Genomic DNA, 17,635 nt, shown 5'->3' with positions numbered 1-17,635 from the left:
CATTACCGGGCTTTGCGCCCGGACAGTGGGAAATCGGAATTATAGGTGCGACCACTTGAGCAGCCACTTAAACTTCCCCGATGCACCCTATGCAGCACGTTACGCAAGATCTCTCCGGCAAGCACATCCTCCTCGGGCTTACGGGGGGTATCGCCTGCTATAAGTCGGCCGAACTCTGTCGTCTTTTCATCAAGGCCGGCGCCACGGTGCAGGTCGTCATGACCGAGGCCGCGGAGCAGTTCATTACGCCGGTCACGATGCAGGCGCTGTCGGGGCGCCCGGTTTACGGCTCGCAGTGGGACGCTCGCGAGCCCAACGCCATGCCGCACATCAACCTGAGCCGCGAGGCCGACGCCATCGTGCTGGCGCCGGCCAGCGCCGATTTCATCGCGCGGCTGGTGCAAGGTCGTTCGGACGAACTGCTGAGCTTGCTGTGCCTCGCGCGCCCGGCCGATCGCGTTCCCTTGCTGCTGGCGCCCGCCATGAATCGGGAGATGTGGTCGCATCCGGCCACGCAGCGCAACCTGATGCAGGTGGCAGCCGACGGCGCGCATGTGCTCGGCGTGGGCAGCGGCTGGCAGGCATGCGGCGAAACCGGTGATGGCCGCATGCTGGAGCCGGCGCAATTGCTCGACGACGTCACCGCATTCTTCCAGCCGAAGTTGCTTGCGGGTCAGCATGTACTGGTGACGGCCGGGCCGACTTTCGAAGCGCTCGACCCCATCCGCGGCATCACCAACCATTCGTCCGGGAAGATGGGTTTCTCCATTGCCCGTGCGGCACGCGACGCCGGGGCGGAGGTCACGCTTGTGGCGGGCCCGGTCCACTTGCCGACGCCGCGTGGCGTCGCCCGCATCGACGTCACTTCGGCTGCTGAAATGCTGGATGCAACCTTGATGGCGGCACCGCGTGCCACGGTATTCATCGCGACCGCCGCAGTGGCCGATTGGCGTCCTGCAGCCCACAGCGCGCACAAGATCAAGAAGGACGGCTCCGGCCAGCCGCCGGTGCTGCATTTCGTCGAGAACACCGACATCCTGCTGACCGTTGCACAGAGCGCAAGAGCGCAAAGCGGCAAGTTGTTTTGCGTCGGCTTTGCGGCCGAAAGCGAGAACCTGGTGGAACATGCCAAGGCCAAGCGGGAGCGCAAGGGCATTCCACTGCTGGTCGGCAACATCGGACCGTTGACTTTTGGGCAAGACGACAACGCCTTGCTGCTGGTCGACGCCAATGGCCTGCGCGAACTGCCGCGCGCACCCAAGCTCGCGTTGGCGCGTGAGCTCGTGACTGAAATAGCCGCGCGCCTGCCGGGCTGGAGTGCACGATGAATCCTGAATGGAACACGCCGCCGAATGGCGACTTCGCGAGCTATGTGGAGCGGCTCACGGCCCAATCCGCCCTGCCCAAGCGGCAACACCAGGAGGGCGAGCACGGGCTCGATGTCGGCATGACGCCGCACTCGGAGCCGCATGGCGCCGGGGCGGCGGGAAGCGCCGCAGCGACGGCCGCCGCGGCAGCGCAGCGGCGCATGTCATCGAACGCCGATGTGCCGGCTGGCGTCGGCACATCGCCAACCGGCGCGATGGTGGCCAAGATCGCGAGCGCTGTCGGCTTCTTCGCGTTGTTTCTGATGTGGCAGGCAGGCGTGCCGATCCCGTCGCTGTTGGCGCTGCTTGCAGGCGCCCTCTGGATCGCCTTCAAGCTGCGTGGTCTCAAGCTGCCGCAGAACGCGGCGCAGTGGCAAAAGATGCTGCAGGACGCGGCGCTCAAGCAGCAGCAGGCGGGCAAGCAAAGCCAGCAACAGGGGCGCAGCAAGTGAAGGTCGATGTTCGCATTCTCGATTCGCGCATGGCCGATGCGCTGCCCACTTACGCCACGCCCGGCAGTGCGGGACTCGACCTTCGGGCCTGCCTCGATGAGCCCATCACGCTGGAACCCAACGCCTGGCAACTTGTCGGGACGGGCATTGCTATCCACTTGGCCGACGCGGGTTACGCGGCGCTGATTCTTCCGCGCTCCGGGCTCGGTCACAAACATGGCATCGTGCTCGGCAACCTTGTCGGCTTGATCGACAGCGACTACCAGGGTGAGCTGAAAATCAGCGCCTGGAACCGAAGCGAAACACCGTTCGTATTGCAGCCGATGGAGCGCCTGGCGCAGCTGGTGATCGTGCCGGTGATACAGGCGCAATTCAACGTCGTCGCCGACTTCACTGCAACGCAGCGAGGTGTCGGTGGTTACGGCTCGACGGGCAAGCACTGACCGCCAGCTGACGTTAAGTGGGTTGCGGCGCGGGTGTAGGCGCGGTCCTTCGAGACCGCGCTTCGCGCGCTCACACGTAAAGACTGGAACCGCGGTCGCGTTGTGCGCTCTGAAGTTTCAAGATGTACTCGGACGTCAGCGCGGTACGTCGCTGACGCGTTGAATACCTGTCAAGTTGTCGCGCCGTTGCGCGTTTTTGAGGAGTCAGACCATGAAGACCAATTTACGTTTCCTGTCGGTGAGTGCCTCGGTGCTTGCATTGGCCACGCTCACTGCATGCGTAGCACCTGCGCCGGTCTATCAGACCAGTCGCTATCCGTACCAGGCGCCACCGCAGCCCTATGCGGCAGTGCCAGCCCCTTACGTCGAGTACGGCCGTGTTGCCAACATCGAAGTGCTCCGCAGCCAGACCAGTGGCACCGGGACCAGTGGCGGCGGTGCAGTAGCCGGTGGTGTCGTAGGTGGTGTCCTCGGCAACCAGATCGGGCGCGGTAACGGGCGCACTGCGGCAACGGTCCTGGGCGTCGTTGGCGGCGCCCTGCTGGGCAACGGCATCGAGGCCAATAACAATGGCCCGCGTGCTTACGAAAGCTACCGCGTGTCGGTCCAGACCGAAAATGGCGGCTACCGTGCTTTCGATGTGAGCAGTCCGGGCGACCTGCGTATCGGCGACCGCGTGCGCATCGACAACGGGCAAATATCGCGCTACTGATCCAGAGGCCTTTCGCCACTGGCGAATTGAAAGAGCCGGGCATGCCCGGCTTTTTTGCGGATGAGGATTTGTCAGTGCAGCAAGTCGCTGCCTGGCGCCGTGGGCGACAGCTTGAAAAAGCTTGTGCCGGCCGTCCCTCGACCGACCTCGTCCTCCGTCGCCTCGCGCACCGATCGCACGGAGATGTCGAGCCTGAGCGCAATGCCGGCAAGGGGGTGGTTGCCGTCTAGCACCACATGATCCGGATACACCTCGGTGACGACGTAGATCGCAGCCTTCGGAATCCCATCGCTCACGCCCGCCGGCAGGGCGGCGCCGTCGAAGGTCATGCCTTCTTCGATTTCCTTGGGGAACAGCGCACGCGGCTCCAGAAAAAGAAGCTGGTCGTTGAAGTCGCCGAAAGCCTGTTCAGGCTCCAGCTGAAGTTGCACCTTGGCGCCGGGCTCATGGCCCTGCAGCGCTTGCTCGATGGCGTCGAACAGATCGTCGCCACCCACCAAAAACTCCACCGGATCGTCGAGCACGTCGAGCACTTCACCCAGCGTGTCTTTCATGGTCCAGGTAAGCCCGACCACACATTGTTCAGAGATTTCCATTGCAGAATTCTCCCATGGAGACAACACAACCCTTGCCGCTGCTCGGCGGACTCACCGCGCAGCAATTCATGCGACGCCACTGGCAGAAGAAGCCGCTGCTCGTGCGCCAGGCCATTCCCGGCTTTCAACCCCCGGTCGATCGCGATGCGCTCTTTGCGCTGGCGAGCCAGGACGACGTCGAATCGCGCCTGATTCGGCATGCGGCCGGTGGTTGGAAACTGCGCCACGGTCCCTTCGGCAAACGCAGTCTGCCTCCGCGCGCGCAGCCGGGCTGGACGCTCCTGGTGCAAGGCGTCGATCTGCACCGCGACGCTGCTCATGAGTTGATGCAGTCGTTCCGTTTCCTGCCCGATGCGAGGCTCGACGACTTGATGATCAGCTATGCCAGCGACACCGGTGGCGTCGGCGCGCATTTCGACAGTTACGACGTGTTTTTGCTGCAGGCGAGCGGCCAACGGCGCTGGTCGATAGGACGCCAACGCGATCTCTCGCTGCAAGAAAACGTGCCGCTCAAGATCCTGCAGACCTTCGAGCCCGAGACAACGTTCGTGCTGGACGCCGGCGACATGCTGTATCTGCCGCCGCGCTATGCGCACGATGGCGTGGCGGTTGGCGGCGATTGCATGACCTATTCGATCGGCCTCAGGGCGCCTGCTGCGGCTGGCCTCGGTGCCGACCTGCTGGCGCGCATCGCCGAGGCTAGCGCCGACGAACTGGAAGACGCGCCGGCCCACTCGCAAATCCACTATCGCGATCCGTCGCAGTCTGCAGTCGATACGCCTGCTGCCGTGCCTGCCGCGCTTCAGGCTTTTGCGCGCGCGGCAGTGCAACGCGCACTTCTCGATGTCGACGCCATCGACCGCGCGCTCGGCGAATCGATGACCGAGCCGAAGGCCAACGTGTGGTTCGACGCGGGTGCGGTGCCGAGCGATATGCAATCGGTGGCGCTCGACCGTCGCACGCGCATGCTTTACGACGCGCGGCATCTCTACATCAACGGCGAGAGCTTCCGCGCAGGTGGCCGCGACGCGACCTTGATGCGTCGGCTGGCCGATCGACGCACGCTCGAAACCAGAGACCTGGCGCGTGCCAGTGACGATGCCTTGGCGCTCCTCGGCGACTGGTGCGAAGCGGGGTGGTTGCATGCCAGCTGATCTGGCTGATTCGCCTAAGTTGCCTCCGTTGCCTGAGGGCGCCTTCGACGGCCGCGAAGCCTTCGAGTCCAGCCTGCGTCTTGCGCTCGACGCCGCGGCCGCGCAGGGCTGGCGTGAGATCGTGTTGAGCGATCCCGATTTCAGCGATTGGCCACTGGGCGATCGATCGACCGTCGCGGCGCTGCAGGCGTGGTCGGCTACCGGCCGAAGCTGCGTGGTACTTGCCAAAAACTTCGACGTGTTCGCGCGCCATCACGCGCGTTTTGTGCAATGGCGCCAGACCTGGAGCCACATCATCGAATGCCGTATTTGCAATGTGGCGGGCGCGCCGGCGGTACCCAGTGCCATCTGGACGCCGACGTGGTTTCTGCAACGTATCGACATCGACAAGGGGCGGGGAGTGTGCGGTCGGGATCGCGAGCGACGCGGCGGCTTAAGAGAACTTTTGGACGAATGTTTACGTCAGGGCAGGCCCGGCTTTCCGGCATCGACGCTGGGCCTGTAAGGCAATGGCCTGAATTGGTGCATCGACATCTTTTCGAAAGGTTGCGGCACTAGAATTTTGTCTTAGACAATTGCTTTCATCGTCGCTTTAAAAAAAGGAATCTCATGAATAAGTCAGTTCTGATCGCCGCCTTGATGGCCGCCGCCGCTCTCACCGCCTGCAGTAAAAAAGAAGATGCTGCTCCCGTAGTCGTGATCCCCGCACCGGTCGTGGTGACCCCACCTGCGGCACCTGCGGCGACGCCGGCACCCGACGCGACCGCGACACCTGCACCGGCTGCTTCGGCACCTGCGGACACGTCCACGATGACGCCCGCCGATCCAACCAAGCCGACTGATCCTGCCGCACCTAAGTGATGCATTCATGTGGTACCACGTTGCCGCGTGAATAAAAAAGCCGCCTTCGAAGGCGGCTTTTTTTATAGCTGAAGGTGCGTAGCGCTCCGTCAGACGTCGAGCCAGCCACTGCCCTCAACCGCAGTCGCCGTGAGCATCTCGTGCTCTTGGGCGCCGAGCGCTTCGGCCAGCACACGTCGCACGATGTCGGGCCGGTTGTTCTGCTCGCTCAGATGCGCCGCCAAGACATGACGCAAGCCATCGTGATGAACAGCGCGTGCGATGGCGGCCGCTGCGGCGTTCGAGAGGTGGCCGTAGTTGCCGCCCACGCGATGCTTCAGAAACGGCGGATAGGCCGAGCCCGCCAGCAAGTCGCTGTCGTGATTGAACTCGAGCAGCATTGCATGCAGACCGATGAGCCGCTGCATCACATGCGGCGTTGCATGGCCCAGATCAGTCAGCACGCCAAGGTGCCGGGCGCCATCGCTGCAGCGCAATTGGAGCGGTTCCTTGGCATCGTGCGGCACGGTGAACGGCTGCACATGGATCTCGCCGATCGCGATGTCGTTGCCATCCAGCGCGAAGTGCAGGCGACCTTCGAAATCGCGCGCGCCGGTGGCGAGCCATGTGCCTTCGCTCATCCAGACGGGGATGCGGTTGCGCCGCGACAATGCATGAGCGCAACCGATATGGTCGCCATGCTCGTGGGTCACGAACACGCCGTCGATGTCGGCAGCAGCGAGACCGGCGCGGGCCAGCCGTGCGTCGAGGTGCCTCAGCGCAAAGCCGCAGTCGACGAGCAGACGAGAGGTCCGCCCCGCACTGGTCGCCTCGACCAGCGTGGCGTTGCCGGTGCTCCCGCTGCCGAGACTGCGGAAACGCAGCATCGCCTCGCGCCTTACTTCAAATCGTCGGCAATAACCTGAACGATGCGTTGCGCATTCGCCGAGGTTTCAGGCGCACCGGCGTCGTTCATGACCGACACCGTGCTGGCTTCGCCCTGGCCCTTGACCAGAATGCGGAACTTGAGCGGTGCGTCGGCCTTGCCTGCCTGGCCGAAAGTAATGATCTTTGCGAAGAAGCCGGGTTCTTTGTTGGCGTTCGGTGGCACGTAGCGCACGAAGTAGATACCGGCGCTGCGATCCCGGTCTTCCACGGTGAAGCCGGTGCGATCGAGCGCCAGGCCGACACGACGCCATGCGCGCTCGAAGCCTTCGTTGATCTGGACCGTCGGTTGACCCGCGACCGACACGATGCGTGCGGTTTGTGCCGGCGCAGCCGTCGCGGCGAGCAGCTTCGATTGCTCTTGTGTCACACCGAGCTTCACCATCAGGCGTCGCAGGAATTCGGTTTCGAGTTCAGGATCGACCGGGCGTGTCTGCCACACAGTCTGGTCCTGGCGCTGGTTGTTATAGACCTCGACCATGCCGCGGTGCGAGACAAAGATTTCGGTGCCGGTGGGGGTGCGCTCCAGGCGCGTGCGGAAGCGATCGAGTTCGCCGGTCGAGTAGACCGAATCGACCAGCTTGCCGAGGGCGCCACGGATGATGTCCTGCGGCAGCTTGGCGCGGTTTTCTGCCCAGTCGGTTTCCATGATGCCGACGTTGCGCTGCTCAGTGGTCAGCAAAAATCCGCTCTCCTGCCAGAAGTCCTTGACCGGGTCCCAAAGCTGTTCAGGCGTGCGGTTGACTACGATCCAGCGCTGCGTGCCCGAGCGCTCCATGCGCACGTCGCCGATGGCGTTGACCGAAGTCGGCAGGCCCGGTGCGTTGGCCATGCCGGTCTGATACGAGTTGGCAGAAACCGCGCCGCCTGGAACCGCGTACCGGTTTTCGCGCGAGAGCTGTGACAGGTCGGGCGGCACCGAGAGGCTGGGCGCCTTGCCGGCGCTCTTGTAGTCGATCTTGTCGCTTTCGAGCACGGAGCAGGCCGCGAGACTGGCCACCAGGGCCAGCAGTGCAAAGCGCGTAAAAAAGTTCTTCAACGTGGTCTTCCTTGTTGGAATGTTTCGATCAAATCGATGGGTCGCAGCGACCACAGCTTCAGAGCAGGTTCCGGCCAAAAGGTTGCCGGCGACTTCGATCTGCGGGAGTAAAGATGAATTCAGTCCTTGAGCAGGCCGGTCGCGCGCAATGCGCTTTCGACTGCCGGGCGACTGGCCTCGTCGAGCTCGGTCAGCGGCAGACGCAGCGCGCCACCACACAAACCGAGTCGCGCCATCGCCCACTTCACAGGAATCGGGTTGGGCTCGACGAACAGGTTGCGATGCAGCGGCATGAGCTCGAATTGCAGCTGCATCGCACGCTTGACGTCGCCGGCGATCGCCGCCACGCAAAGCTCGTGCATCTTGCGCGGTGCCAGGTTGGCAGTGACGCTGATGTTGCCTTGACCGCCGCACAGCATGAGTGCCACTGCGGTCGGGTCGTCGCCGGAATACACGGCAAAGCTTTTTGGCAGATCGCGAATCAGCCACTGGGCGCGCTCGATGTTGCCGGTGGCTTCCTTGATGCCGATGATGCCCGGCACCTGAGCGAGCCGAAGCACGGTGTCGTGCGCCATATCGGCGACGGAGCGGCCAGGTACGTTGTAGAGCACAACGGGCAAATCGCCGACGGCTTCGGCGATGGCCCTGAAATGCCGGTACTGGCCTTCTTGTGTCGGCTTGTTGTAGTAAGGAACGACCTGCAGTTGCGAATCGGCGCCAACGCCTCGGGCGAACTTGGCGAGCTCGATGGCTTCTTTGGTCGAATTGGCGCCGCAGCCAGCCATGACAGGCACGCGGCCTTTGGCTTGCTCGACCGATACACGAATGATTTCGCAGTGCTCTTCGACGTCGACCGTCGGCGATTCGCCGGTGGTGCCGACCACGCCGAGGCAATCCGTGCCTTCGTCGATGTGCCAGTCGATGATGCGACGCAGTGCGGGGTAATCGACACTGCCGTCGTCGTGCATCGGCGTAACGAGCGCGACGATGCTGCCTGTCAGTTGCTCCAAGGGGGTCTCTTTGTCGGTTGGACGAAAACTGGCATTCTACTTAAGGGCTAGGCGGTGCCCCGAGCAGTTGGCGTAGTGGGATTCCCGACCCGTCCAGCCGCACGGCCGCGATGCGTTGAACGAATCGTGGCGGCGTCGCCTCGTAGCCATGTTCGTAGGCCACGACGCGCAGTCCGGCGCAGGCCGCGATCAGTTCACCCGGCTGCAGCAAAAAGTCGGGCCGCGACGGCTTGCCGATCGTTTCGTTGCCGGCCGCGAAGGTCTCGTACAGAAGCACGCCGCCGGGAGCGACAGCCGCAACGATGTCGGGCAGCCGGGGTCGCCAGAGGTAGTTGGTGACGACGACCACGTCGAAGTTTTCTCCGGCGAAGGGCCACGGTCCGGCTTCGATGTCTGCCTGCAGGGCGCGGCCCCAGCGTGCTGCCGATGCGACGGCGTCGGGTGCGCGGTCCACGCCTGTCACTGCATGGCCGCGATCCGCAAACCACCGCAGATGCCGGCCCGCGCCGCATGCCACGTCCAACACGCGGCCGCCTGCAGGGACAAGGCGCGACCAACGCACGATCCACGCGGACGGCTGTGACATCGCGCTATCGATGGCGTTCGGCGCCGTGCTCAAAAGCATGCCCAAAGCTGATCGATCAACGTCACCATGAACGCTGGCCGCGCATAGAGCATGAACACGGCGCCCAGCGCGACCAGTGCGATCGCCCAGGCCAGAGCGGTAATGAGACGAGGATGCTGCAAGCGTTTCATGCAGTTCAGGCGAGCTGCGGCATCGGCCGCGCGATGGCGTTTTCCTTGACCGGCAAATTGATCAGCGCAGCGAACACCCCCAGTGCGATCGCGATGTACCAGACGACGTCGTAGCTGCCGGTGCGGTCGTACAGAAAACCACCCAGCCAGACGCCGAGGAACGAGCCGACCTGATGGCCCAGAAACACGAAGCCGCTCAGCATCGACAAGTGCGTCACGCCAAAGATTTGCGCCACCAGCGCATTGGTCACCGGCACCGTCGACAGCCACAAGAAGCCGATGACGGCAGCGAAGACGTAGACAGACAGTGGTGACACCGGCACGAGCAAGAACAGCGTTATCGCGATGGCCCTGCCGAAGTAGATGGCCGCCAGGATCTTCCGCTTGGCCAGCTTCTGGCCGAGCGAACCGGCGACGTATGTGCCAAACACATTGAAGAGCCCGATGAGAGCGAGCGAATAACTTGCTACCTCGGGCGACAGACCTTTGTCGCGCAGATAGCTCGGCATGTGCACGCCGATGAACACCACCTGGAAGCCGCACACGAAGTACCCCGCCATCAGCAGGCCGAAGCTCGGATAACGAAAAGCTTCCATCACCGCCTGCGCGATGGTTTGCTCCCGGTGTCCGGCGACAACCATGCGTGCCGGTTCGCGCAAGCCGAAGGCCAGCGGCACGACCAGCAGCACCAGCGCGGCCAGCACCAGCAGCGCCGTATGCCAGCCGAGTTGCGCGATGAGTTGCCCTTCGATCGGCACCATCAAAAACTGTCCGAACGAACCGGCCGCTGCGGCTACGCCCATCGCCCAGGAGCGGCGCTCGGCCGGAATCTGCCGCCCGATGACGCCGTAGATCACCGCGTAGGTGGTGCCGGCCTGCGCTGCGCCGATCAGCACCCCGGCGGTCATCGCGAACAGCAGCGGCGTGGGCGAGAGCGCCATACCGGCCAGCCCGACCGCGTAGAGGACCGCGCCGATCAGCAGCACCCTGAAGGCGCCCAGCTTGTCGGCCAGCATGCCGGCGAAAACACCGATCACGCCCCACGAGAGGTTCTGGATCGCGATGGCGAGCGAGAAGGTCTGGCGCGTCCATCCCTGTTCCTGAGTGATCGGCTGCAACCAAAGGCCAAAGCCGTGGCGAATGCCCATGGAGAGAGTGACGATCATGGCGCCACACAGCAGGACCTGGAACATCGAGAGGGGGCGGGCGGTGGCATTCATCCGGAAAATGTAGCCGCAAGCGCAAGGTCGACATCTGTATGTCCATCCAGCTTTACGTGAGTGGACGCATACAATCCGCGGCCATGGCTACCCCAGTTTCATCCGCTTCCTCCAGCAAGTCCACGCCGCCCGCCTACTCAGAAGGCTCCATCCGCGTCCTGAAAGGCCTCGAGCCCGTCAAGCAGCGGCCGGGCATGTACACCCGCACCGACAACCCGCTGCACATCATTCAGGAAGTGCTCGACAACGCGGCCGACGAGGCACTCGCCGGCCATGGCAAGAAGATCAAGGTCACGATGCACGCCGATGGCTCGGTCGGCATCGAAGACGATGGCCGCGGCATTCCGTTCGGCATGCACCCGGAAGAAAAAGCGCCGGTGGTCGAGCTGGTGTTCACGCGGCTGCATGCCGGCGGCAAGTTCGACAAGGGATCGGGCGGCGCTTACAGCTTTTCCGGTGGCCTGCACGGCGTGGGCGTGTCGGTGACCAATGCCCTGTCGACGCGGCTCGAAGTGAGCTCGCACCGCGAAGGCTCGTCGGCGCGCTTGACCTTCAGCGCTGGCGACGTGATCGAGCCGTTGGTCATCCGTCCGCTCGAGGCCGGCGAGCGCCGCCAGGGCACCAGCGTGCGCGCCTGGCCCGACGCCAAGTATTTCGAGACAGCTGTGTTGCCGATGGCCGAGCTGACGCACCTGTTGCGCAGCAAGGCGGTGCTGATGCCGGGCGTCACCGTGACGCTGGTCATCGAAAAGACCAAGGAGACCCAGCAGTGGCTCTACAAGGGAGGCCTGCGCGACTACCTGATGCAGAGCCTGCACGGAGACCCGGTCATTCCCTTGTTCGAAGGCGCCGGTCATGCCGACAAAAACGCCGATAACTTCGCCGAAGGCGAGGGGGCCGAATGGTGCGTGGCCTTCACCGAAGACGGCGCTCCGGTGCGCGAGAGCTACGTCAACCTGATTCCTACCAGCGCCGGAGGCACGCATGAAAGCGGACTGCGCGACGGGCTGTTCACCGCGGTGAAGGGATTCATCGAGCTGCATTCGCTGCTGCCCAAGGGCGTCAAGCTGCTGCCCGAAGACGTGTTCGCGCGTGCCTCCTATGTGCTGAGCGCCAAGGTGCTCGATCCGCAATTCCAGGGCCAGATCAAGGAACGGCTCAACTCGCGTGACGCGGTGCGGCTGGTGTCGAGCTTCGTGCGGCCCGCGCTGGAACTGTGGCTCAACCAGCATGTCGACTATGGAAAAAGACTGGCCGAACTGGCGATCAAGGCCGCGCAGTCGCGCCAGAAGGCGGGCCAGAAAGTCGAGAAGCGCAAGGGCTCCGGCGTCGCGGTTCTGCCCGGCAAACTGACCGATTGCGAGAGCAAGGACATCAGCCACAACGAAGTTTTTCTGGTCGAGGGCGACTCGGCCGGTGGCAGCGCCAAGATGGGCCGCGACAAGGAATCGCAAGCCATCCTGCCGTTGCGCGGCAAGGTGTTGAACACCTGGGAAGTGGAGCGCGACCGGCTCTTCGCCAACAACGAAATTCACGATATCTCGGTCGCCATCGGCGTCGATCCGCACGGACCCGACGACACGCCGGACATGAGCGGCCTGCGCTACGGCAAGGTCTGCATCCTGAGCGATGCCGACGTCGATGGTTCGCACATCCAGGTGCTGCTGCTGACGCTTTTCTTTCGTCACTTTCCCAAGCTCATCGACGCCGGTCACGTGTACGTCGCCAAGCCGCCGCTGTTTCGCGTCGACGCGCCGGCGCGTGCCAAGAAGCCGGCTTCGAAGGTCTATGCGCTGGACGAAGGCGAGTTGGTTGCCATCCTCGACAAGCTGCGCAAGGACGGCGTGCGCGAAGGCGCCTGGAGCATCAGCCGCTTCAAGGGGCTGGGTGAAATGAACGCCGAACAGCTGTGGGAAACCACGCTCAACCCGGACACGAGGCGCCTGATGCAGGTGCGGCTGGGGCGGCTCAGCTTCGCCGACACACAGGGCGAGATCACCAAGCTGATGGGCAAGGGCGAGGCCGCCGCCAGACGCGAGCTGATGGAGTTGCGGGCCGATGACGTCGAGATCGACGTTTAGCTTTCGGACCGCGGCAGTCGCTCTGCTGTTGGCGCTGGGCCAGCACGCCGCGATGGCGGCCGACATCTTCGGCTACATCGACGAAAAGGGCGTGGCGCATTTCGCGGCCGAGAAGCTCGACTCGCGCTACCAGATCTTCTTCAAGGGCGGCCAGAGTTTCGACACGGCCAATGGCCTGGGCCGGCGCGGGAGGCCGGATGCGTCGAGCGGCATGGTGCCGCCCGCTTCGCAAACGTTGATCGCGCTGTTCGAGGCATCGCCGACTTACAAGACCGCGAAGACCGCCTTGCGCGACGCGTCGCAGCGCCACGCAATCGACTACGAGCTGCTGCAGGCGTTGATCGCGGCCGAGTCGGGTTTCGATGCGCAAGCGGTCTCGCCGAAGGGCGCCATCGGCCTCATGCAATTGATGCCCGCGACCGCGCAGCGGTACGGTGTGCAATCCGACAAGAAGAGCAGCGTCGAGACCAAGCTGTTCGATCCGCGGGTGAACATCGCGGCCGGCTCGCGTTATCTGCGCGATTTGATCTCGATGTTCCCGGGCGAGCTCGACCTGGCCATTGCGGCCTACAACGCGGGCGAGGGCGCGGTGCAGCGTGCCGGCAACAAGATTCCCAATTACAAGGAGACGCAGAATTACGTGAAGACGGTGCTGCAGCTCTATGCTTATCTGAAGCCGGATGCCGGCGCCACGTACGGCGCTCGTGGCGGCAAAGTGCCCGGTCGGGTGCGCATGGAAATCGGCGGGGCGCTGGGACGCGGCAACATGCCGCCGGCGCAACGCGCGCAGATGCCGACCATGCCCTACGCGCCGCAAACGTCGGCCGAGCCTTCGACGTCTTTGGCTTTGCCTTCGTCTGTCCCTGCGCCTTCTCTGCCCCGTGCGGCCTTGCCCATGACACCGCCGCCGACCTCGCCCTACATGCCCGAGGTGCCCGTGACGGCACCGCCGGCCACCCAGTAACCTTTTTTTCTTCGAACCGACTGTGACGATGGACTCCCAACCTCCGCTCGACCTCACGAGCCCGCCTGACAGCGATGGCGACGGCACCACGCTGACCCTGGCCGACTACGCCCAGACCGCCTACCTCGAATACGCGCTCAGCGTGGTCAAGGGCCGCGCGCTGCCCGATGTGTCCGATGGCCAGAAGCCGGTGCAGCGGCGCATCCTCTATTCGATGTCCCGCATGGGGCTCGGTTTCGGCGGCACGAATGGGGCAGTGGGCGCAAAACCGGTCAAGTGCGCGCGTGTGGTGGGCGACGTGCTCGGCCGCTTTCATCCGCACAGCGACCAGGCCGCCTACGACGCGCTGGTGCGCATGGCGCAAAACTTCTCGCAGCGCTATCCGCTGGTCGACGGCCAGGGCAACTTCGGCAGCCGCGACGGCGACGGCGCCGCGGCCATGCGCTACACCGAGGCACGGTTGGCGCGCATCACCAGCCTGTTGCTCGACGAGATCGACGAAGGCACGGTCGACTTCATCCCCAACTACGACGGCAGCACGGAAGAGCCGCGCCTGCTGCCCGCACGCCTGCCGTTCACGCTGCTCAACGGAGCGAGCGGCATCGCGGTCGGCCTGGCCACCGAGATCCCGAGCCACAACCTGCGCGAGATCGCCGACGCCTGCGTGGCGCTCATCAAGACGAACGGCAAGCTGAGCGAAGAAGAGTTGCTGGCGATCGTGCCTGGCCCCGACTACCCAGGTGGCGCGCAGATCATCAGCCCCGCCAGCGACATCGCCGAGGCGTACCGCACCGGCCGCGGCTCGCTCAAGGTCCGCGCGCGCTGGAAGATCGAAGAGCTGGCGCGCGGCCAGTGGCAGCTGGTCGTCAACGAGCTGCCGCCCGGCGTCAGTACGCAGAAGGTGCTCGAGGAAATCGAGGAGCTCACCAATCCGAAGATCAAGGCCGGCAAGAAAGCGCTGAGCGCCGACCAGACGCAGCTCAAGGCCGCGTTGCTGTCGGTGCTGGACGTGGTGCGCGACGAGTCGAACAAGGACGCGGCGGTGCGACTGGTGTTCGAGCCCAAGACGTCACGCATCAGCCAGGAAGATTTCGTGACCACGCTGCTGGCGCAGACGTCGCTGGAAACCTCGTCGTCGATCAACATGACGATGGTCGGCATCGATGGCAAGCCGACTCAGAAGTCGCTCAGGCAGATGCTCAACGAGTGGATCGCCTTCCGCGAGATCACCGTCGAGAAGCGCTCGCGCCATCGCCTGAGCAAGGTACTGGACCGCATCCACATTCTCGAAGGCCGGCAGCTGGTGCTGCTGAACATCGACGAAGTGATCGCGATCATTCGCGCAGCCGACGACCCGAAAGCGGCGTTGATCGCGCGCTTCGCCCTGAGCGAGCGTCAGGCCGAGGACATCCTCGAAATCCGCTTGCGTCAGCTGGCGCGGCTCGAAGCGATAAAGATCGAGCAGGAGCTCAAGGGCCTGAAGGAAGAGCAGAAAAAGCTCGACGACATTCTTGGCAGCCCGACTGCATTGCGTCGCTTGCTGGTGAAAGAAATCGAAGCCGACGCCAAGCTATTCGAAGACCCGCGCCGCACTTTGATCCAGGCCGAAAAACGTGCCATTGCCGAGGTGAAGGTGATCGATGAGCCGGTTACCGTGATCGTGTCGCAGAAGGGCTGGGTCCGCGCGCAGAAGGGCTGGGCCAGCGAGAAGGTGGTCGCGGGCACGACGCCTGCGGAGTACGCATTCAAGTCCGGTGATGCGCTCTACGCCGTCTTCGAATGCCGAACGGTCGACACGCTGCTCGTGTTCGGCACGGCCAAGGAGAAAGGCGTCCGCGTCTACACCGTGGCGGTGGCATCGCTGCCCGGCGGCCGCGGCGACGGACAACCCGTGACGACGCTGATCGAGCTCGACAGCGGCACCCAGGTCGCGCACTATTTCGCGGGCCCGGCCAGCGCCAGCCTGTTGCTCTCCAACACCGGCGGCTATGGCTTCATCGCGACGGTGGACAACATGATGTCGCGGCAGCGCGGCGGCAAGGCCTTCTTCGACGTCGGCGAGGGTGAGCAGCTCTGCCGTCCTTCGCTGGTGCACATCGGCGAAAAAAGCGCTCTTGGGGGCGAAGCGATACCCGCCGCCACGCACGTGGCCTGCGCATCGACCGGCGGACGCATCCTGACCTTCGAGATCGCCGAGATGAAGAACCTGCCGAAGGGCGGCCGCGGACTGACCCTGATCGACCTCGAAGCCAAAGACACGCTGGCCGGTGCGGCCGCCTACACGCGCAGCGTAAAAATCGAAGGCATCGGCCGCGGCGGCAAGGAACGCGACGAGACCCTGGAGATTCGTACCCTCAACAATGCGCGCAGCAGCCGTGGCCGCAAGGGCAAGGCGGCGGACCTCGGCTTCAAGCCGACCAGCGTCGTCCGCGTCTTATAAGCACGGCAAGAAAGAAACGGCCATGGAATTCGGCGTCGTCGGCATCTCGTTTTTTCTGGTGGCGTGCATCGGCAGCTTCGCGCTGTCGCGTTGGCTCAGCAAGCGCCGTCGTGCAGACCGGCGCAACCGCGAGCGCCTCGCCAGCGAGGCGGTGCAGAGTCGCCAGGTTCGTCGCGCGCGGCAACGGCGCGGCGGCTAGAAACCGCGCGGTTGGCTGGCAAAGTCGCAGTCGGCAGAGCCGCCGACATGTCAGGCGTCCGAGGCGTCTCAGGCGGACATCAGCGGTCCGTTGCCGCCGGTCATAGGTGCGTCTACCGCCGACATGCCAGCCGCGATCACAGCCAGCAATGTGTCGCCGAAGCCGCCGCGCGCGCGGGCATTCCGACGCGCACTGGTGCTCACGCGCGGGGCCGCGCTCCACGCGATGCGGGCACCCGCCGCCTGAAGCGCTTCGACCAGCGCCACGTCTTCGCTGCACGCCAGCGGCCTGAAGCCACCCACGCGGCGGTACGCTTCGGCCGACACGCCCAGGTTGGCCCCGTGAATATGACGGTGCCCGTCGGCGTCCGTGTAGGTGCGGGCGAAATGGTCGCGAATGAACTCACTGTGAGCGCCGTGTGCGCTCCAGTCGTCGATGCCGATCGAGCCGCACACTGCGTCCGCCTCCTGCGCCAGTTGCTTCACCAGCCAGTCGGGCGAAACGATGGTGTCTGCATCGGTAAAAGCGAGCCATCGCGCGCCGTCTTCCATCATCCGGGTGGCACCGGCCGCGCGTGCCATGCCGACGTTGCGGACAGACAGCGGCAAGGTCGTGACATCGTGCGCTGCGCCGTAGGTTTCGACGATGGCGCCGGTGGCGTCGTCGCAGCTGTCGAGCACCACCATCACGCGCACCGGCTCGCAGTTCAGTGCCGGATGAGTGGCCGCCTGCGTCACGGCAGCCAGCGTGGCGCCGATGTGATCGGCCTCGTTGTGTGCGGGGATGACGATACCAATCATCGAATGCCTTCCAGTTGTGCCACCGAACGGCTGTCGCGGGACCACACCCGCAACAGGAAATCGTCTTCGTCGTGGCGCACGCATTGCGGGAGGCCGATGTCGGCCAGCGCGGCGTGCACCGCTTCCGTGGAAAGAGCGCGCTCCGAAAAGTCGGGCCGCCAATCGCAAGCGACAAGCACCCCTTCTGCAGAGAGCGATGCGGCGCAGCAACGCGCCACACGGTGCATGGCCGCGGCGTCGAGAAAGTAGCCGACTTCGCTCAACACGATGAGGTCGAAGGGCGCGTCGGCAGCAGGCCAGTCGCGCGGCAGCACGTGTTTGTCGACGCGCACGTTGTCGAGCGCTTCGGTGCGCTCGCGTGCGGCTGTCACGGCGTTGTCGGAGAAGTCGCTTGCCAGCACATGGTCGCAGCGCGAGGCGAGTTCGACCGTCAGCTCGGCCGCCCCGCAGCCAGGCTCGTAGGCGAGGCCGTAGCGTGGGTGCGGCAACGCGGCCATCAGCACGGCCCGCTTGCGCTGCTCGTACCAGCGCGTGCGCAACGCGTACGGGTCGGCGCTGTGGCCGTACATCGCGTCGAAGTACGCGGTCTTGTCGGTCTTGTCGGTCATGGGGGCAGG

At 64.5% G+C, this 17,635-nt stretch carries 20 protein-coding genes; 11 read left to right on the top strand and 9 right to left on the bottom strand.

Annotated features, from left to right (window positions below):
• Positions 1–89 precede the first annotated feature (89 nt).
• From coaBC to QN413_RS08320, 4 genes are all read left to right on the top strand, one after another.
• Positions 90–1,328: a bifunctional phosphopantothenoylcysteine decarboxylase/phosphopantothenate--cysteine ligase CoaBC gene (gene coaBC, locus QN413_RS08335; RefSeq protein WP_323496158.1), complete on the top strand. Its 1,239-nt coding sequence runs from the start codon at positions 90–92 to the stop codon at positions 1,326–1,328.
• Entirely contained in the window at positions 1,325–1,819 is a 495-nt protein-coding gene (locus QN413_RS08330; RefSeq protein ID WP_323496157.1) for a hypothetical protein, read from the top strand. Before coaBC ends, QN413_RS08330 begins: the two co-directional genes overlap by 4 nt.
• The gene (gene dut / locus QN413_RS08325; RefSeq protein ID WP_323496156.1) at positions 1,816–2,262 is read left to right on the top strand and encodes a dUTP diphosphatase; all 447 of its coding nucleotides are present in this window, start codon (positions 1,816–1,818) and stop codon (positions 2,260–2,262) included. The genes QN413_RS08330 and dut overlap by 4 nt, the downstream gene beginning before the upstream one ends.
• 211 nt (positions 2,263–2,473) lie before the next feature.
• A complete protein-coding gene (locus tag QN413_RS08320; RefSeq protein WP_323496155.1) occupies positions 2,474–2,974 on the top strand; it encodes a glycine zipper 2TM domain-containing protein in 501 nt (166 codons plus the stop codon).
• 71 nt (positions 2,975–3,045) lie between these two features.
• On the opposite strand, the gene QN413_RS08315 is transcribed toward QN413_RS08320, so the two are convergent.
• Entirely contained in the window at positions 3,046–3,570 is a 525-nt protein-coding gene (locus QN413_RS08315) for an FKBP-type peptidyl-prolyl cis-trans isomerase (protein WP_323496154.1), read from the bottom strand.
• Positions 3,571–3,584: 14 nt separating this feature from the next.
• Here QN413_RS08315 and QN413_RS08310 point away from each other — a divergent pair, with 14 nt between their 5' ends.
• The 3 genes from QN413_RS08310 to QN413_RS08300 all read left to right on the top strand — a co-directional run bounded on the left by QN413_RS08310 (position 3,585) and on the right by QN413_RS08300 (position 5,585).
• Positions 3,585–4,724, top strand: coding sequence for a cupin domain-containing protein (locus QN413_RS08310; protein WP_323496153.1), 1,140 nt, complete (start codon positions 3,585–3,587; stop codon positions 4,722–4,724).
• Positions 4,669–5,229 carry a hypothetical protein gene (locus QN413_RS08305; protein ID WP_323496284.1) on the top strand — a complete coding sequence of 187 codons (561 nt, stop codon included), beginning with the start codon at positions 4,669–4,671 and terminating at the stop codon, positions 5,227–5,229. The genes QN413_RS08310 and QN413_RS08305 overlap by 56 nt, the downstream gene beginning before the upstream one ends.
• Before the next feature lie 104 nt (positions 5,230–5,333).
• A complete protein-coding gene (locus QN413_RS08300; protein ID WP_323496152.1) occupies positions 5,334–5,585 on the top strand; it encodes a hypothetical protein in 252 nt (83 codons plus the stop codon).
• A gap of 89 nt (positions 5,586–5,674) precedes the next feature.
• Here QN413_RS08300 and QN413_RS08295 read toward each other — a convergent pair whose 3' ends face one another.
• The 6 genes from QN413_RS08295 to QN413_RS08270 form a co-directional block, all read right to left on the bottom strand.
• Positions 5,675–6,451 carry an MBL fold metallo-hydrolase gene (locus QN413_RS08295; protein WP_323496151.1) on the bottom strand — a complete coding sequence of 259 codons (777 nt, stop codon included), beginning with the start codon at positions 6,449–6,451 and terminating at the stop codon, positions 5,675–5,677.
• Positions 6,452–6,462: 11 nt separating this feature from the next.
• On the bottom strand, positions 6,463–7,548 hold the full coding sequence (bamC, locus tag QN413_RS08290; RefSeq protein ID WP_323496150.1) for an outer membrane protein assembly factor BamC: 1,086 nt from the start codon (positions 7,546–7,548) through the stop codon (positions 6,463–6,465).
• Between the two features lie 119 nt (positions 7,549–7,667).
• Positions 7,668–8,558, bottom strand: a complete 891-nt coding sequence (dapA, locus tag QN413_RS08285) for a 4-hydroxy-tetrahydrodipicolinate synthase (protein WP_323496149.1) — start codon at positions 8,556–8,558, stop codon at positions 7,668–7,670.
• Between the two features lie 40 nt (positions 8,559–8,598).
• The gene (locus QN413_RS08280; RefSeq protein WP_323496148.1) at positions 8,599–9,144 is read right to left on the bottom strand and encodes a class I SAM-dependent methyltransferase; all 546 of its coding nucleotides are present in this window, start codon (positions 9,142–9,144) and stop codon (positions 8,599–8,601) included.
• Positions 9,145–9,173: 29 nt separating this feature from the next.
• Positions 9,174–9,314 carry a hypothetical protein gene (locus tag QN413_RS08275; protein ID WP_323496147.1) on the bottom strand — a complete coding sequence of 47 codons (141 nt, stop codon included), beginning with the start codon at positions 9,312–9,314 and terminating at the stop codon, positions 9,174–9,176.
• Positions 9,315–9,319: 5 nt separating this feature from the next.
• Complete coding sequence (locus QN413_RS08270) at positions 9,320–10,534, bottom strand: MFS transporter (RefSeq protein WP_323496146.1); 1,215 nt, start codon at positions 10,532–10,534, stop codon at positions 9,320–9,322.
• 83 nt (positions 10,535–10,617) lie between these two features.
• On the opposite strand from QN413_RS08270, the gene QN413_RS08265 reads away from it, so the two are divergent.
• Genes QN413_RS08265 through QN413_RS08250 form a run of 4 tightly spaced genes read left to right on the top strand, consistent with a single transcriptional unit; the run spans position 10,618 to position 16,218 of the window.
• Positions 10,618–12,615 (top strand): DNA topoisomerase IV subunit B, encoded by a 1,998-nt coding sequence (locus QN413_RS08265; protein WP_323496145.1) that lies wholly within the window; start codon positions 10,618–10,620, stop codon positions 12,613–12,615.
• Entirely contained in the window at positions 12,593–13,579 is a 987-nt protein-coding gene (locus QN413_RS08260) for a lytic transglycosylase domain-containing protein (RefSeq protein ID WP_323496144.1), read from the top strand. Before QN413_RS08265 ends, QN413_RS08260 begins: the two co-directional genes overlap by 23 nt.
• 28 nt (positions 13,580–13,607) lie before the next feature.
• Positions 13,608–16,019 (top strand): DNA topoisomerase IV subunit A, encoded by a 2,412-nt coding sequence (gene parC / locus QN413_RS08255; RefSeq protein WP_323496143.1) that lies wholly within the window; start codon positions 13,608–13,610, stop codon positions 16,017–16,019.
• 22 nt (positions 16,020–16,041) lie between these two features.
• On the top strand, positions 16,042–16,218 hold the full coding sequence (locus QN413_RS08250; RefSeq protein WP_323496142.1) for a hypothetical protein: 177 nt from the start codon (positions 16,042–16,044) through the stop codon (positions 16,216–16,218).
• A gap of 68 nt (positions 16,219–16,286) precedes the next feature.
• Here the strand turns inward: QN413_RS08250 and QN413_RS08245 are convergent, their stop codons facing one another.
• Together QN413_RS08245 and QN413_RS08240 are read right to left on the bottom strand one after the other, a co-directional pair.
• Positions 16,287–17,018 (bottom strand): glycosyltransferase, encoded by a 732-nt coding sequence (locus QN413_RS08245; protein ID WP_323496141.1) that lies wholly within the window; start codon positions 17,016–17,018, stop codon positions 16,287–16,289.
• Positions 17,015–17,626 carry a class I SAM-dependent methyltransferase gene (locus QN413_RS08240; RefSeq protein ID WP_323496140.1) on the bottom strand — a complete coding sequence of 204 codons (612 nt, stop codon included), beginning with the start codon at positions 17,624–17,626 and terminating at the stop codon, positions 17,015–17,017. The genes QN413_RS08245 and QN413_RS08240 overlap by 4 nt, the downstream gene beginning before the upstream one ends.
• Positions 17,627–17,635: the final 9 nt, after the last annotated feature.

The sequence above is a fragment of the Variovorax sp. LG9.2 genome (assembly GCF_035018885.1).
GTDB lineage: Bacteria > Pseudomonadota > Gammaproteobacteria > Burkholderiales > Burkholderiaceae_C > Variovorax.
The sequence above is the reverse complement of the archived record's forward strand: the minus strand, read 5'-3'. Positions and strand labels throughout refer to the sequence as shown.